Source organism: Aquimarina latercula DSM 2041, assembly GCF_000430645.1.
Taxonomy (GTDB): domain Bacteria; phylum Bacteroidota; class Bacteroidia; order Flavobacteriales; family Flavobacteriaceae; genus Aquimarina; species Aquimarina latercula.
On the sequence record NZ_KE387185.1, the window covers coordinates 1,011,068 to 1,028,392 of the forward strand.

Sequence of the window (17,325 nt, forward strand, 5' to 3'; positions counted from 1 at the left end):
TTAAAAAACCTTCTCAAATGAGAGTGTTAAAATTCAATATACATATCTTTTTTTAACATTTAGAACTAGTTATTTTATACTTATGACACTAAATAATTATACCGTAAAGGATGAATCGAAGAACACGATTGTTGAATCTGGTATTGGAGAATTATTTGATTTGGAAACTGTAATTCCTATTGAAATATTATCCATACTAGAATTATATGAAGATGAAGAAGGAGTGATAACGATAAGCGTTAGAGCTGGAGATTTTAGTTATGAGATCAATAAGATTAGGTCAGTTAGTGCTTAGTTTTTTGTATTCCCAATATTTTTTTACTACGGTTTACGTAAGTTAATTTATGGCGGGTATAAATTGGGAAACACCATTATTACTGGGCTAACCTATATTATGCTGTTTTTCCAACTTTTATTTACACAACGATAGCATTGTTGTGCAAGTAATAAATTAAAAAAGACTCGTTATATTTGGGTATATAAGTTATTGAATTTAGACAATTTGGAGCATTTTAATGCTTGTTTTTATGATAAAACTAAATAGGAACGACTCCCGCTACAAGGAGAATTCCAAACTAATTAATGATCGAATAGATCAACTACGTTATCTACATTTTTACTCCCACTACAAGGAGATTTCTGTACACATTTTGAGATTATAGACTAAGTATTTCCTATAGGGATGGCACGTGAGTTTTTACTATAGCAATGACCAAGTATTTCCTATAGGGATGGCACGTGAGTTTTTACTATAGCGATGACCAAGTATTTCCTATAGGGATGACACGTGAGTTTTTACTATAGCAGAGACTTCAAGTATTTCCTATAAGGATGACACGCAAGTTTTTACTATAGCAAAGACTTCAAGTATTTCCTATAGGGATGACACGTGAGTTTTTACTATAGCGATGACCAAGTATTTCCTATAGGGATGACACGTGAGTTTTTACTATAGCGATGGCCAAGTATTTCCTATAGGGATTGTACGTGAGTTTTTACTATAGCGATGGCCAAGTATTTCCTATAGGGATTGTACGTGAGTTTTTACTATAGCGATGACCAAGTATTTCCTATAGAGATTGCATGTGAGTTTTTACTATAGTAATGACCAAGTATTTCCTATAGGGATGACTCGTGAGTTTTTAGTAAAGTACGAAGTTCAATGATCTCATTTAACGAAAAGAAAAGAAGTAAATGAGAATAACAAAATCATATAACGAAACTCCTAAAGGAATTCAGCTCGAATTTGATCCTGAATTATCTAATACTGATTTAAAAAAATATCTTATTTCAATTGGATTTAAAAATGCAAATCGAAACAAAGGTGTTTGGTATATACGTGGGGTTCGTCCTTCTTTTGATAAGTATACAAGTGCTTTAGAAAACGCTAACAAAGAAGGTAAAGATCTTTTAGTGGTAAAAATTGAACCATCGTATGAAGTTGTAAGAGGTAACATTGATCACAAACTTTTTAGTTTGGTGACAGCTTCCATTGAAAATGAAGATCAGGATATAAAAGATAAAGATTATGTTGTTTTTGAAGATTTCAGGGTTTCAGCCGAAGACATTGCAATACGGTTTTTAAAATCTCAGTTCGGAGATAAATTTAAAGGGCTTAAGGTTACTGCTAAGAATTTAAAAGAAAGAGCAAGAAATGCCTTTGATGAAGAGCGCATTATCTCTAATGTTCCAGAAGGCAAAAAAACTGTGCTTAAAAAAGAGAATGTAGTACAGGATGAACCCGTATGGAATAAAACAAAAGCGGTCTATCTATCCGAGATTTCGGGAAATAAAATATCCAGCGATCAGCTTATTGATCCAGATGTTTTGGCAGACGAAAAGCATGAACATAAAATAGCGATTCTAACAGCTTTAAGAAATGGCAAGGACATTCCTGAATCTGTTCTGCAAGATTATCCTTCGCTTTCAAGATCTGAAAATTTTCAATTTGGATTTGATAGTACTGATTTTAAAACAAGTAAAGCATTTTTAGAATTACTTAAAGGAATTGGTAATACGGGCAATTTTGTAGAAGGCGCTATGGTCAATGGAGGTAGGTCAGGTTATTTATGGGAGGGAAATAACCTAAAAATAGTGACAGCCAATAATCCATTAGTTAGTAAAGGAAAGACATCATTTATTGGAATTGAAGGTTTTCGGGAACAAGTATTGGATCTGGTTAATTTGATTGAGGGACAAACCAATTCCAGAGGAGAACTTGGTTTGGATTACATTTCATTTAGCGATTACGATTTCTCTAAACCTATCCAACCTATATCCTTAACTAATGAGGGAGGAGTATATACGCGTGAAACCGCAGGAGAACGATTAGAAGTTTTGGAAATTTCATTCCCTGAGTCTGTCAGAGTGGAAGCATCTATTACGGTAGTTCAGGATGAAGAAGGTTACTATTTGAATGGTTTGGAATTTTTTAATCGAATTGGATCGGGAAGTAATAATCAATTCAGACCAAAAAGAGGAAGTACTAGATACAATTCAAAAAAAGAAGCAATTAGGCGTCTATTGGAATTGATTGCTAAAAATCTAAATACAGAATTAATTATAGCCACTACTATCAAGGCTACAGAAAAACTAAAAGCCGTTCAGTCTGCTTTGTTATCTCTAAAAGAGTTTGCTGCTGGACAAGGAATAGAGCTATCGATAGAGGATATAAAGTTAGGGAATGACAAATCTGTAGAAGAAAAAGAAGAAACGAAAGCGCCACATTCAGATATAAAGCGTGCTACCGTTCAATCGATGATTGAAAAACTTACTGATTTAGAGATTGATACCGAAGGAGAAACTGAAACTATCATAGCGACCTTACGATTGGAGCTAGAAGAAGCTTTGCAAATTGAAAATGAGGTAACATTTTTAGATAAAGTTGAACATGCTATTATAGATCAAAAAGATTGGATTAATGATATAGAACCAGAAGCTGTCAGGAATACTTTTTTAGACTTGATCCTTTCAAATGCAGCAGCATTAGGATACACACCTTTCACAGTTCCCCACAGCTCTGGTTTTTTATTAGAACAAGCCTGGACAAAACTAGATACTAAAACCGTTAAAAACTTTGAGGAGTTTATCAACTCCAACCCTGATCTTATCGAACATAAATATTATCCAGAGGAGTCAGAGCCAAATGGATATGGGATCAAATCTGATCGAGATGAAATTAGTTTTCAAGTTCTTGAGAAGAATCGAATTGCTATCAGCAGTCATAAACCTTTCAAAGAAGGTGTGATATATGGGGGCAGCACTATGTCAAGCACAAAGCTTAAAAAAGCAATTAGATATATTATCTCAAACCCAATTAAAGTTGTTTCCAATGAAAATGCAAAAGATACCGAAGCAGAAAAAGAGAATCCTGTTATCACAGATATTACGCGATATGGAACAACGATTTCCAATGTCTTAACTCCGCACAGAGTCATAGCGTTATTTAACTCTGGATTGTATATAAAAGATGCTAAAAAGATTCAGGAATTCGCTCCGTACTTGTTAGAAGCTTCGGATGACAATCTTTCGGAATTGAGTGCAAAAGAATTATTTGAATTGGTTCAAATGGCGCACCCAAATGACTATGGATTTTCGGTAACAAGATCTGCCATGCTACGTGAATGGGAAAGACGTGGTAAAGAACTATTTGAAGAAATAGGTTTTCCAACAGATCCAAATTATCTATATGTGAATCTAAATAGAGGATATAGAAGTGTTTATCCACTACAGAACATTATAGATGAAGATAGGGAAACACAATCTTGGTGGCATGCTGCTGCTATGTATCGACCCATTGCAGATTTAGAAAGAGCGCTGGAAATTATTCAAGAAGAAAAAGCCGATTTTAAGAAACAACAACTAGTACATACAAACCCGAAAACAGGTAAGCCAAAATCCAAAAAAGAAGACAAGGGACTATATCGGGACATCGAATATAAAATTGAAGATCTTGATAACTCCAAAGAGCTAATCGAAGGATATATAGAAGATCAGAAGAAAAAGGAAACTGCTAAAGAGTCAGAAATACCAAAGCAAATTGAAAAATCACTCGTAGAAGAATTCTTTTTTATAAAACCAAGTGAAGTAGAACAAATTCGGAAAAAGTTTGGGTTACGAGGATTTACGATGGATTTTACAGGTAAACAGGCATTTATAGAAAATGTAACTGTATTTGAATTGGGCTATCGATATGAGCTTAATAAATTCAAACTGGATGAAAAGACAGAGAAAGAATTTAACAAATGGATAGCATTTCTGGAAAAGGAAATAGAAAAGCTAAACGATAAGGAAGACAAAAAAAGTAAGAGTAGTAAAGCGCATAGGGAAGAACGAATTTTAGATCTAAAACAAGAAGCTAGGGAACTTGCCGAATTAGTTGAAAAAGAAGATAAAATATTCCGTGATGAATTGTTTTTTGAGTTTGTAGTGAGGGCGAAAGATTATGGCTATGTTATGGATAGGGATGACATAGCCAACTTTCGTGACTTTATTCTGAACAATTTATTTGGAGGTCGGATAGCGGAGAATTATCCTGATGAACCTATAGGAAAAATAGCTAGAATTTTAATTGATGATTTCTTTGCGACTGCTGAAAATGAAGAAGAAAAGAAATCATGGAATCCTGATTATTTGGATAAAGTGGTGGCCATTATGCACGATCACTATATCAAGAATGAACGATTAAGCAAAAAGAAAATTGAAGCTGTCAAAGAAGAAGCTGGCGCACCTAATTTAGGTGCTTTATGGGAAGCAGTTGAGCTTAGTTGGCTTCTATGGTATAAGCAAATCTATAACCTTCCTATTCCATTTGACCAACGCCTAACCAAGATGGTTGAGTTTTGGAATACAGTACAGCCTACCTATGCCTATTCAGATAGTAGTAAAGAATTATTTAAACAGTATTCTACACCTTGTCCAATAGGTGCAATGGTAGCGGAATATACCCAAATGTCTAATGCGACACGCATTTTTGAACCTAGTGCAGGAAATGGCTTGTTGGTATTGGGAGCAGATCCAGAAAAAGCTCATGTCAATGAAATTGATAAGAGCAGGAGATATTCTCTGGAGTTACAAAGGTTCGAAACTATTACTCACCTAAATGCTGCTGAACCTTTTCCAGAAGAACTAACTCGCTTCTTTGATGTAATGGTTACCAATCCCCCATTTGCCAGTTGGGACGATTCCAAGTTTGATAAAGAACGATGGACACAAAAATACTTTAATAATCAAATTGGGGTAGCACAGCATATGCGCTTAGAGCATTTTATGGCAGGACTCGCCTTACATACCTTAAAAGGTACAGGAAAGGCAGCTATTATCATTATGGGACATGTGTATTTCGGTCAGGATGGGTACATAGAGAAATACAAACCTTTTTTCAATTGGTTATACCGTCACTACAAGGTGGATGATATTATCAATATGAACAGCTATAAACTGTACAATAAGCAAGGTGCGGTTGCCAAAACAATGTTGATACTTATTAATGGAAGAAAGTCAACTCCAGAAGGTGTTGCCCCCACTAAGAAGGAAAACCCTGCTATTGAGCAAATGGTGAATAGCTTTCCTGAATTATGGGAACGTATCAATTCTCATATAAAAACAGAAGAATATACACTAGAGGTGATTATCACCCAACTTAAAATAGAATTAGGACTATGATATTTTTAAATAATCAATTAATGCCGTCGAATGAAAGCGCTACTCTTTTTATGGTAAGCAATCCAATACCTTTTGAAAATTTTGAAGATCACCAAACGGGAATTTTTATCCGATTACACAACTTGATAGCGTGGTCAATGGCTGAAGGAGATGATCCAATTCCTCTGATCGAGGAATACCTAGAAACTGTCTATTCAGATAGTAATACAGTAGATGAAATTGCAAATTTCCTAATGTATCACGATAAAATGCAAAGTGCTATGTGGACACTTAAAGAAAACTGGAGCAATCTGGACGATACCGTGCCAGATGACTCATTAATGTATGGTGGAATGGAGAAAGAAGATGCTGTCCAAATGTATGCAGATACCACTTTACGCAGATACTTAGAAGTATTATCAAGATTTGAAAGCGTGTAATGATAGATAAGTAGTCCCATAGCAAGTGATGATGATGAAAATGGAGTCACTTGCTGGGTGCTGCGAAAAGTAGAAGAAAGCCCTTTAAAAAAAGAATTATGGAGAACATCGAAATACAGGAAGAAAAGGACGGGTTCACTCAGGATGCAGCCCAAGTAGCAAAACTGGCAGCGGATCAGACCGCCCTTGTTCCATACGTACCAAAATCAAATGCAAGTTTTAAAATGGATACGCTCATTCCTAGGAATATGGCTTTTGAAGTTCAAAAGGCTTTAAACCGTATTGTAAAGGAAAAAGGGAACATTGATAATTATGTTCGGAATGAATTAAAGTATATATCCACAGCGACCTTGTGGAAGGCTTTTGCTGCCGAGCAGGTCGATGCAGTAGCATTATACCTTAAACAGTTTGAACGTGGACAAGGAATTATCATTGGAGACCAGACGGGAATTGGAAAAGGAAGACAAGCAGCAGCTGTTATAAGGCACGCGGTAATGCAAGGATATTTACCCATTTTTTTTACGAAAAGTCCTAGTTTGTTTACTGATATGTATCGGGATTTAAAGAATATAGGTTTTGACGATATTCAACCTTTTATTGTCAACTCAAGTTCTGATTCAGGAGCAAAAGTAAAAGATGCAGATGGTAATGTAGTATTTACACCATTGTCGGGCAAAGCTCAAGAGGAATTACTTACCACTTCTAAGACTTTAGCTACTGAAAGTTTAGAGTCGATAGAATGGCATAAAAGAATAGGTAGAAAATTACCGAACCCCGAAACTACACCAACAGTAACCATTTATGAGAATGTAGACTATTTACCAAGTGGTTATGATATGGTATTTACGACCTACAGTCAGGTTCAATCAGCCAGTTATTACAAGCGTGCTTGGATAGAAAGTATATGTGAGAGTGGTATTGAAGGGAGTAAAAGATATAAAAAAGTAGTGTTCATTTTAGATGAATCGCATAGTGCTGGTGGGTTTGATTCTATTATCGGGAATTGGATGCGTAGGGTACTTCCTAAAACACATGCTTGCTGTTTTTTAAGTGCAACATTTGCGAAATATCCAGAAGTTATGCCTTTCTACGGAAAGAAAACTGCTATTTCTGAAACAGGATTAAAGGATGGGGCATTTGTTACCTCTATGCGTAGTGGAGGATTAGCCCTTCAGGAAATCGTAGCATCAAATCTTGCTGAAAGTGGTCAGCTTATCAGACGGCAGCGTTCGAGTGAAGGTATTAAAGTTGAGTATATCACCTTAGATGAAGAACCAAGTCGAAGTAAAAATCGGGCAAGTGTAAATCGGATCATCAAATTGATGAATGAAGTAGTTCGATTTGAAGAAGAATATGTAGCACCTGTACTCGCATTAATTCACGCAGATGCAAAATCTCAAGGGGAGAAAATGGATAATAAACCTAAAGGTTTAGGCGTAAAACAAGCCCCTTATTTTTCAAGAGTATTCAATATAGTAGACCAAATGCTTTTCGCTTTGAAAGTCGAAGAGGTGGCAAAAAAAACGGTATCACTTTTAAGAGAGGATAAGAAGGTGGTTATCGCCTTCAAATCCACAATGGGAGCGTTTCTAAAAGATTTGAATCTATCAAGTGGAGATGTTTTACCCAAAGAAGAATTAGATTTTGTGAGAACATTGATCAAAGGATTAGATAGTGTTTTCTTCTATAGTTATACGAGTATCGATGGTAAAAAAAGTAGGGAGCGTATTGATGTAGCCGAATTATCAAGAAAAGGGCAAGAGGAATATACCAGGATTAAAAAAGCAATGATGTTAGAAAGCTCAGGGCTTAGTATTTCTCCTATTGACCAACTTGTACAATTAATAGAGAATGAAAAAAAACCTTCTTATATAGGAGGACATGATGATGAATATTTTAAAGTAACCGAAGTTACTGGAAGGAATCAAAAAGTACGCTATAATGGTGATGACGTTGTGGTATCTTCTTTCAGAAGTGATACTGAGAAATCATTTCGTTTATTTAACGCGGGAGATTATGACGTACTACTCATTAATCAAAGTGGTAGTACTGGTTCATCGGCACACGCATCAAAAGACTTTGCAGATCAAAGACAACGCGCCATGATTATCCATCAATTTGAGTTGGATATTAACATTGAAGTACAAAAACGAGGACGTATTAATAGAACAGGTCAGGTAAACTTACCTGAGTATTACTATATCACAAGTGATATCCCAACAGAGCGTAGATTGATGACGATGCTGAAAGCAAAATTAAAGTCTTTGGATGCGAATACTACAGGATCTCAAAATACCAATGACGACACCCTTAAAAGTGCAGATTTCTTAAATAAATACGGGGATAAAGTTGCTTGGCAATGGATCAATGAAAACTCTGAAATGATGTCAAAATTAGGGCATCCCACCTATCATAAAGTAACGGATAGAAAAACAGGCACAAAATACTATGAACGTAATGATGGCAAAGAAGGAGCTATAAGACAGCTTACAGGACGTGCAGGATTACTTTTAGTGGAAGATCAGGATAACCTATACAATGTTTTACTGGAACGCTACGACCACCAGATCAAGCTAGAGAAACAGCAAGGAACCTATGATTTAGAAACGGAATTTCTTCCTTTAGATGCCGAGATTAAAAAAAGATACTTATTCAAACAAGGGAATGGTGGGAATACTCCATTTGGAAAAGATACCGTTCGGGAGGTAAGTGTTGTCAATAATTTAAAACGCCCCCTAACCAAGCAAGATGTAGAAAATCGCATCACTAAAGCATTGGATGGAAGAAAACCGCAGCAAGTACGTGCGGAACTTGTGAATGACATCAATGAAAAATTTCCATTACTCATAGAAGAACGCAAAGAGAGGCGAATGGAAGTTGTTCATAAGCTTCGGGAAGAATTGAAGGATTTACCTGAGTTGGGAAGTGGAAAAGATGATGATGAAAATGAAAAAATAGCGAATGATCGAGAAAAGCAGCAAGCGCTCATAGAAGAAAAATTCAATGCGGTAAATAAGTATATACAAGGATTAGAGTATGTAAAACAACAAATTGTAAAATACGTGGGCTATTTTGATGTCGGACAAGTACTGAAAATTCCATATCTAAACCCTATGAAAGAACCCTCTTGGGGCATGTTTTTGGGAATTTCATTAGGTACATCTGCCAAAAATCCATACACCTACGGCAACATACAATTACGATTTGCAGTTGCAGATTCCCGTAGACTTATCTCGTATTCATTGCAGCCTGAAGAACACGCATACATAAGTTTGATCTACTCGCAGAGTAGTGATATTTCAGAAGAAGAACGTAAAAAAATTCCAATTGAATGGAATGAACTGATAAAAAAGGCATCATCCAAACGAGAACAAAGGCACATTCTAACTGAAAACATTGTTGCTGCATCTCAAGCAATTGGAGGAGAAAACAAACTAGTTAAATATAATACGAAAACAGGTGTCATTAAAAATGGTATTCTGATGGATAAGGAATTTGGTAAAGACGGTGTAAACAAAGCTTTACTTCCTATTTCAGAGGCTTTAAACATTATTGTAGGTCTTTCTACAGATGAGTTCTTTTCAGATCAAAAGGATCAGCTTCGCTTCAAACGTATTGGCGAGAACTATTTACAGGTATATATCCATAAAGGGGAGAATTATAAAATGGCAATAGATCCCAAACTACGTGAATTAATTCGAAGGGCGGAAGGTCAGACTGAGGATGAATTACCAGACTTTGTTCAAAATGGAGGTGAAATGACGGGAGTACTTCATCTGAAGAACTTAAGTGCATTTCTAAAACAATTGGATACTTATGGTTTGCAATTTTTAGGCAAAGCGAAAGAGTTAGAAGATTGGGAAGTTGAAAATCAAAAAGATTGGGATCAAAATACAAAACAATCTGAAGGTAACTATTCCTATGAATTGGGCAGACCATACGGGCAAGGAAGCAATCCAATTACAGGATTCAAAGAGTACAAAGAACCAGGGGATACAAAGTATCCTTTTGGTACCGTATCCTATGCTCGTCCTTTAAGTGATAAAGAAAAATACAATTATTCTCTTATCCCCATTTTCAAAAATGTTGTGATTCCGTATAGAAGATGGAAGTCCGCCATTAGTGGCACTCCAGTAGAGAAAGAATTTGAGATTATCGTAGAAGAAGCATCAAATCAAGCGCTGTACGAAGCCAAAGATACTTTGGGATTCTTTATTACAAATAATCCTCACGAAGATGGCAATCCTGAATTTGTTTTTGGAAGGTATAACGAGGAGAATTTAGGTAGAACAGCCTATGAAGATATGATAGGACTCATAGAGCCTATAGATATAGTATTAGATCAGTTAAGGCTATATCATAATCTTCAAACCGCTTAAAGAGCTATAGCAAACAACAGTTAATAAAATGATATGAAAAGAAGAACATACACCTTAGATATTCCAGAGATGGGGCAGATTCCAAATTTTATGAAGGTATTGGATGATTTGAGTAGCGGAAACAATGTATTTCTGGTTGGAAGTGCTGGAACAGGTAAAACCACATTGGGAGAAAAGGTAGCCTATGCGTTGTTTGGAAGAACTGAAAATGATAAGAAGGTATTGCCTTTTGTAGTAGTGAATTGTAATCAATGGACATCACCAATTGATATTAAGGGAGGTCAGACAATTTCGGGATATAAAGAGGGAGCGCTTATAGAAGCTTGGAGGGATGGGAAAATAATAATCCTTGATGAGATGCCAAAATTAGATGCCAATACCGCAGGCTTATTAAATGATGCATTGGCTAAGAGTTCAAAACCAGATGCAATCATTTTTAATGGTCTAAATGAGCCAATTGTAAAACACCATGATTTTGGCTGCATTGCAACGGGAAATGTCATTGGGAAAGGATCAAGTGGGAATTATGTAGGCAACAATAAACAGGATGCATCCCTTTTAGATCGCTTTAGCGGATGCATCTATAGGATTGGGTTTAATGAAGTGTTAGAACGTCAATTAGTCTATGCTCCAGTAGCAGATATATGCATTAAAATACGTAAAGCCATTTTAGCCTATGAAGGAAAAGAAATAGGTGATGATGATACTGAGGATATTATGACGTTAAGAACAATGCTCAATATGGAACGCGCTTATGAACTGGAGATGAAAAGAGCTACTGGATTGAAAGACGAACATGGGAAACCATATCGCAAAGTACCAAATGGTAAAACCCTCAAAGATGCTTTGGAGAGCTACTTTATGGTGATGAATGATGATAAGGCAAAAAAAATCAAACTCGAAGTGAATCTGGAGGGTTTTCTAAACTCATACAAAGGCGTAGTTATGATGAATGAGTTCAAGACTGAATACAAAAAAAGGTTAGGATAACAACGAAGTATGGGTGTAGCTAAAATACATATAAAAAAGAGAGGAAGAAGAACCACTTATTATTCTTTTTTCGATAGTGTGCAGAGATTTAATGACTTTGTAGATGTACAAGCTACTTCCTTAAATGAAGATAATCGTGGGGTGTTGAAAAGAATGAATGAAACAACAGCTTCATCGATTAAGAGAGGAAGTACTTGGTATGGATCTCCAATCCCAAAAGATGTAAGTGAATTGAACGAGCATAAGTACTTTCTTGGAATGGATCTATTGCGGAGAATTCAACCAAAGATCAAAGACAAGTTAGAAGCCTATGTAAAATTTATGGATAGTCACATCCTTTCAAAACCAAAAGTGGTATATAATGATAGAGGTTTAGGAGTTTTCTCATTTGATCGTGCGGCGATGGGATTATATCGATTACAACCTACAGGATCAAAAAATCCAATTGACAATGCCATTAGCCAACTTCAAATAGAATTAGATACCTCAAATAAAACGACTGCGGTTAAAAGTGTATTTGCCTATTTCAAAGATAGAAAATCTTCTTATCCAGCATTGAGCTTGTATCTAATGGCAGGAGGCAATGCAAGAATAAAAGGTGATGAACTCTTGTATGTCGGTTTGGCGTGTGCTGAATTGGTGGAATTTATGGAGATACGAGGAGTGGCAGTAGAAGTGAATGCGCTATTAGGGACTTCATTTAAAGGCAACGTAGCTATGGGTGTCATTCGGATCAAACGATATCAGGATAGATTGGATAAAAATCAACTGTTATTGATGACAAGTGACCCAAGATATTTTCGCTATAGGGGATTTAAAGCACTTATAGCATTAAGTGATCATTTTGGTCTAAACATACCTAATGGATTGGGATCATTGAAGGAGAATATGGGTAAAGATTTTGTAAAGGAGATACGAGATAAGCAAGACCGTTATGCTGTTTTTGAACAGAGTTATTCCATAAATGCAGCAGTTAATGAAGTCACACAGATTATCGAGAGTTACACCAAACAAATCAATGAAAAATGAAAAAGAAGACCACTAGGAATAGGGAAAATATTGCACAGCATATCATCAATGTAATTATGACTAGAGCTGTTCAGATCAATAAGGAGTGTAGGGAGCATTGCAGGGATTTCAGGATTATGGAGTCACCAATGCATAAAAAAACCAGAATCTTACGGTGGACAACAATTGATATTAGCAATGTTGATCGCCCTATACAATGTTATAGATACGAATGTTTTGATATGGATGGCACTCCTCAAAACTGTTCTATTCATTATTCAGACAGGCAAGAAGCGAACGAATTCTTTCTGAGTTTGACAACATTATATAAACAAGAATTTTCAATCGATCATACACTTTAAATTATGTACAAAACAAAAGATACAAAAGTAAAAGAACTGAAAACAGTTGAGATCCAGAATCAGGAAGAAATTTTGGTAAGAACTAAAAAAAAGCTTGATCCGCTTCAAGCCTTTGAAGTGATTAAAAATCAATCCAACGGCTTTAGTAAAGCAGATGTAAAAGCACAAGAAGCAGATGAGCTACTACATCGATTGTTGAATCGTGATGCCAAAAGTACTTCAGGAGATACTTCAAATAAGAAATCGACTACGAAAAAAGAATTATCCGTAGAAGAAATACGAATTCAGGAAAGAGAACGAGCAAGAGCCATAGAGCTATTGGAAGTAGAGATAGAGTTAGAATTGAATGCAAAAAGTGCGTAACCCTTAAAAACAACAAAAATGGCAACAATACAAGATTTATTAAAACTAGACCTTTCTAAGGTGAAACCAGAAGCCTTACAAAAATCAGTAAAAGGAATTATTGATGATTACAATGAGATCGGTGCTAAAGATGCTTTTGAAAAAGCAGCAGGAGATAACATTGATAAAATCTACAAAATGGTGACAAAAGTATCTCCGGATGCTATTGTAGAGACTCCATGTGGAGATCCAATAGAGGAAGAAATTAAAACAAAATCTGCATCAAGCAAAAAAGGAGTTACTACCTCAAAGAAGAATGAAAAGACATCAAAAAAGAAAGAAAAAGAAACTAAAAAAGAGAGTCCTAAAAGGACAACTACCAAAAAGGATTTAGATGAAGTTCTTAATGAAATCAAACAATGTCGTGTTAAGATTAAAAAGTATAACGAGCAAAAAAGAAAAGAAGAAGGACCAAAACCAAAACCCTCGCCATACATAAAAATAAGAGGACATTTTATTGGGCTTGCAAATTTAATTCCAGAGAAGCTAGAGAATAATCTTGAAGTACAAAAGGAATCCAAAAAGTTACTTAAAAAAACGCATCGTAGTCTATTAAAAATATATGGGATGAATGCCTTAAGAGGACAAAATGATAATGATGAATTGCAAGAGAAATTAGATAAAATAGAAGAGAAATTGGAATCATAGTATTCCTAGAAAGTAAGTAATATGAAAATAGATAAAACAGTAGTCATTATTACAGGAGTAGGATTAGCGATTGGTTTTGCAGAAGCCCTAGTGTATTATAATCTAGGGACTAATGCGAATAGAAAAGGGTTCAAATTTGGTGTTCCTAAAGGGAAGGAATTGGCAAAAAATTTAGGAGTTGTATTAGCAACTTCTGCCTTAACAGCTCTTATTTCTTATCAAATTGAGAAATCAATAGAAGCAAAATCCGCAGGAAAGTTAATCCCTGTACAATAGTTTTTTAACATTTAAACAGAAACAAAATGAAAAATAAGGTAATTGAATTCAAACAGTTTTTGAAAAGCAACAACATAAAGAAAAAAGAACTTCCAAAGCCTATTCAGGAAATGATAGAGATCTATGATCAATTATATGAGTTGGTAGATACTATTGAAGAACCAAATCTTCAGGAGTTAATGGAGCAATTAGAGAAATTGGATATAGAAATCTTGGAGGATATTGAAGAAGAATATGAAGATCAGTTGACGAATAATAAACGTGTCAAACTTCCAAAAAAATCAGAAGTGATTGTCAAAAAATCACCTCCCAAGACAATTCCCAAAAAGAAGAAAACTGACGAAATGATTTTAGATGAAAAGAAATTAGATATAGAAATTTTGAAGGATATTGAAGAAGAATATGAAGATCGGTTGACCAATAACAAGCGTACAGAACTTATAAAGAAACCAGAAGTTATTGTCAAAAAATCATCACCCAAAACACCACAAAAAAGAGTTCCACCAAAGGAGAAAACGGATGAAATGATTTTGGATGAGTTGGTAAAGATGAAAAGAACAAAAGGTATTAAGAGGTCAAAATTGCGTGATATGGGATTAAAAACCAAGATTGGCGGAGATACCATAATCGGCAAATATATGCTTGAAAGAACTTCTTTTTTTTATCACGTATACGATATAATTTTAATGAAGTAAGTTGTTAAAAAAGGGGTCTAGTATGGAAAAAATAGAGGGAAAAGAATATTCAGATTTACAACAAGGCATTGATAAACTGATCGGGAAGTTCGGAATGAAAAAAGCTCTAAATATTATAAAGCAATTGTCAGGAACAATAATAGTTCGAAAAAATAAAACACAACGGCTTAAGTTGATTACCGTTTTTGTGATTTCCGAAGCCTATAAAATTTTTGAAGTTGAACATAAAGAAGTAGATGGTAAGGTTACAAAAGAATATAAAGATGCTCGTATGGCAAGTTATCATCTGATAAGTCAGTATACAAGATTAACATATAGTGAGATGGGAAAGCATTTCGATCAGGGGAAATTCGGAGCTTATTATCACATTAAAAATTGTAAAGAAATCCTATCAGTTCCTCAATTTAATAAACCATTTGTAGGTCGATATGAAACCTTGGAGGAAAACCTTATTCAATTTATAGCGCAGATAAACTAAGAAGATATGAAGAAAGAGTTGGAGAAAGAAGTGGTAGACGTATTGAAAAATCCCAATGATATTGGCTTTGAGGATATTCAAGATGAAGTTTTGAGTCCATTGAATCAGGCAGTCATTGAAAAGGAAATAGCAGGTGTAACAAAACCTAACGATTGGAATATTTGGAAAGGAGATAGATCAGGACAAAGGAATGATATTAGTGAAGCAGAAAAGAATTCAGGAAAAGCAATGGAACAGGAAACTTTTGATGCAAGGGATGAAACCCCTTTAGACGCACCAGAACAGGAAATTGACGAGAGGTTTGAGGATGACTCAACTATAAGTGATGATAATTCACAAGCAAATAGTGATACTGAGAAAGAAGAATTTGAGTTGCCAACGGATGCTGCTAAACAGGCTGCTGATAGCATTTTTGGAACGGTTAATAATTTGATCGATTTAGGAGGGGGTTATTTTGTAAAGATCAGAAAACACAAGGAATTCTATGATTTTGATGAAATAATAGAACTTATTGATCTTCAGAATGACAAGAATGTAAAGCGGATAAAATTAGATAAGGAAGATAAAGCACTATTAAAACCATTATTAGTTCAGATACTAAAAAGAAAAGCAAAAAAGCTTACTCCGGAAAGACAATTGATGGCTGTTGTATTATCAATATTATTTAAAAAAGGTCGGGTGGTAATGGAGATCAAGGCAGAAAATGATCTTTTGGTTGAGCGTATTCTGGATATCGTAAGAGAAGAAAAAGGGTATTCAGATCAAGATTTAGAACCAGAGGATGATGATAGAGATGTCCTTGATACCGCTTATGAGGAAATTAATGGAAAACCAGAACCTAAGAGAGAAGAAGTGACTTTAAAGGAAAAAGGAGTAGTAGACCCTGTAATAGTTCAAGAAGAATACGATGAAGAACCAAGAATGGAAAACGCAATTGTCGAAGTGGCAGAAGATAGCACAAAATGATGGGGGTATGGCGACACAATCAAAGGCTAAAAAAAAGTCTACTAAAGGAAGAAAATCCATTGTCTATAGTAATGAAGATTTAGAACGTGATCCATTTGTGATGCTTATCATAGGGGAAATGGGAGTTGGGAAGACCTTTCGTACCAATTTGGAGATCAAATATTATATGAAGGATAATCCAGAAAAGGGTAAAAAAGGTAGAAAGGTCTTAGCGTTTGACACAAATGGACATGATTATCCTACATTTCGTACTGTAAGTCCAAATTATATAAAAGCATTGACAAAAGTTGCTGCTAGAAGAATCCTTCCATTTAAGCAAGGTGGTAAGGCTATGAGTAATATTGAAAAGAGAGAGGTAGCGGAAAAAATTGTAAATCACTTTAAGAATGGGCTTATCGTGCTGGATGATACGGATAGTTATATGACGGGTGCAAAAGGACAGTCTCTTATTGGAGCTTTGACTACAGTTAGACATAAGGGAATTGACATTCTATTTTCACATCAATCTTTAGGTAAAGTTACCACCACTCAATTTCAGGCGTGTACTTGGATACGATTACATCATCAGGTAGATCCCGTTACGAAATATAAAGAGAGAATCCCTAATTATTCAATTGTTAGAATAGCACAACTCATAGTTAATGAGCAATATGATTTATGCTCCAGAGCAATGGATGAAGGTAAGTTTAAGACCGAATCGGAATACAAAAAACAAAGAAGCTTTTTTGTGTATATCGATATGCGGAGACGAAAAGTTAGTGGATGTACAAGAGCAGCCTACATTAGAGCTTGTAAACGTTTTATTGATCAGGAAGAAAAATCTACAATACGTATGATGCTTAATGAGCTGGATTTTTATAACAAACCTATTTATAAGGATCGTAATGCAGCAATTATCAAGTTGATTTCTGATTATCTACGTTATCATGATGATAAAATTTTAAGTCCAGTTTTAAATTAGAAGTTATGAATTTCTGAAGGAAAGCAGGTTGCAAAAGGGAGGTGATTGAAGAACCAAGATTGGTTAAGTTATTGCTA

14 protein-coding genes are annotated in these 17,325 nt (G+C 35.2%); all 14 read left to right on the forward strand.

What is annotated here, in order from left to right; genetic code table 11:
- The first annotated feature begins 82 nt into the window (after window positions 1-82).
- Window positions 83-295, forward strand: coding sequence for a hypothetical protein (locus H526_RS0122200; protein WP_027395056.1), 213 nt, complete (start codon window positions 83-85; stop codon window positions 293-295).
- A gap of 899 nt (window positions 296-1,194) precedes the next feature.
- Window positions 1,195-5,664: an Eco57I restriction-modification methylase domain-containing protein gene (locus H526_RS0122205; protein WP_027395057.1), complete on the forward strand. Its 4,470-nt coding sequence runs from the start codon at window positions 1,195-1,197 to the stop codon at window positions 5,662-5,664.
- Window positions 5,661-6,083, forward strand: coding sequence for a hypothetical protein (locus tag H526_RS0122210; RefSeq protein WP_027395058.1), 423 nt, complete (start codon window positions 5,661-5,663; stop codon window positions 6,081-6,083). Before H526_RS0122205 ends, H526_RS0122210 begins: the two co-directional genes overlap by 4 nt.
- Before the next feature lie 98 nt (window positions 6,084-6,181).
- Complete coding sequence (locus H526_RS0122215) at window positions 6,182-10,462, forward strand: strawberry notch C-terminal domain-containing protein (RefSeq protein ID WP_027395059.1); 4,281 nt, start codon at window positions 6,182-6,184, stop codon at window positions 10,460-10,462.
- 33 nt (window positions 10,463-10,495) lie between these two features.
- Window positions 10,496-11,452 (forward strand): AAA family ATPase, encoded by a 957-nt coding sequence (locus H526_RS0122220; protein WP_027395060.1) that lies wholly within the window; start codon window positions 10,496-10,498, stop codon window positions 11,450-11,452.
- Between the two features lie 9 nt (window positions 11,453-11,461).
- On the forward strand, window positions 11,462-12,481 hold the full coding sequence (locus H526_RS0122225; RefSeq protein ID WP_027395061.1) for a DUF7192 family protein: 1,020 nt from the start codon (window positions 11,462-11,464) through the stop codon (window positions 12,479-12,481).
- A complete protein-coding gene (locus H526_RS0122230) occupies window positions 12,478-12,822 on the forward strand; it encodes a hypothetical protein (RefSeq protein ID WP_027395062.1) in 345 nt (114 codons plus the stop codon). Before H526_RS0122225 ends, H526_RS0122230 begins: the two co-directional genes overlap by 4 nt.
- 3 nt (window positions 12,823-12,825) lie before the next feature.
- Window positions 12,826-13,185 carry a hypothetical protein gene (locus tag H526_RS0122235; protein WP_027395063.1) on the forward strand — a complete coding sequence of 120 codons (360 nt, stop codon included), beginning with the start codon at window positions 12,826-12,828 and terminating at the stop codon, window positions 13,183-13,185.
- Window positions 13,186-13,203: 18 nt separating this feature from the next.
- Window positions 13,204-13,872, forward strand: coding sequence for a hypothetical protein (locus H526_RS0122240; protein WP_027395064.1), 669 nt, complete (start codon window positions 13,204-13,206; stop codon window positions 13,870-13,872).
- 21 nt (window positions 13,873-13,893) lie between these two features.
- A complete protein-coding gene (locus H526_RS0122245) occupies window positions 13,894-14,148 on the forward strand; it encodes a hypothetical protein (protein ID WP_342667694.1) in 255 nt (84 codons plus the stop codon).
- 26 nt (window positions 14,149-14,174) lie between these two features.
- Complete coding sequence (locus tag H526_RS31185; protein WP_027395066.1) at window positions 14,175-14,843, forward strand: hypothetical protein; 669 nt, start codon at window positions 14,175-14,177, stop codon at window positions 14,841-14,843.
- A 22-nt stretch (window positions 14,844-14,865) separates the two neighbouring features.
- A complete protein-coding gene (locus H526_RS0122255) occupies window positions 14,866-15,321 on the forward strand; it encodes a hypothetical protein (RefSeq protein WP_027395067.1) in 456 nt (151 codons plus the stop codon).
- 6 nt (window positions 15,322-15,327) lie between these two features.
- Entirely contained in the window at window positions 15,328-16,287 is a 960-nt protein-coding gene (locus tag H526_RS0122260) for a hypothetical protein (protein WP_027395068.1), read from the forward strand.
- Window positions 16,229-17,248: a zonular occludens toxin domain-containing protein gene (locus H526_RS0122265; RefSeq protein ID WP_245591224.1), complete on the forward strand. Its 1,020-nt coding sequence runs from the start codon at window positions 16,229-16,231 to the stop codon at window positions 17,246-17,248. The genes H526_RS0122260 and H526_RS0122265 overlap by 59 nt, the downstream gene beginning before the upstream one ends.
- The last annotated feature ends 77 nt before the right edge of the window (window positions 17,249-17,325 follow it).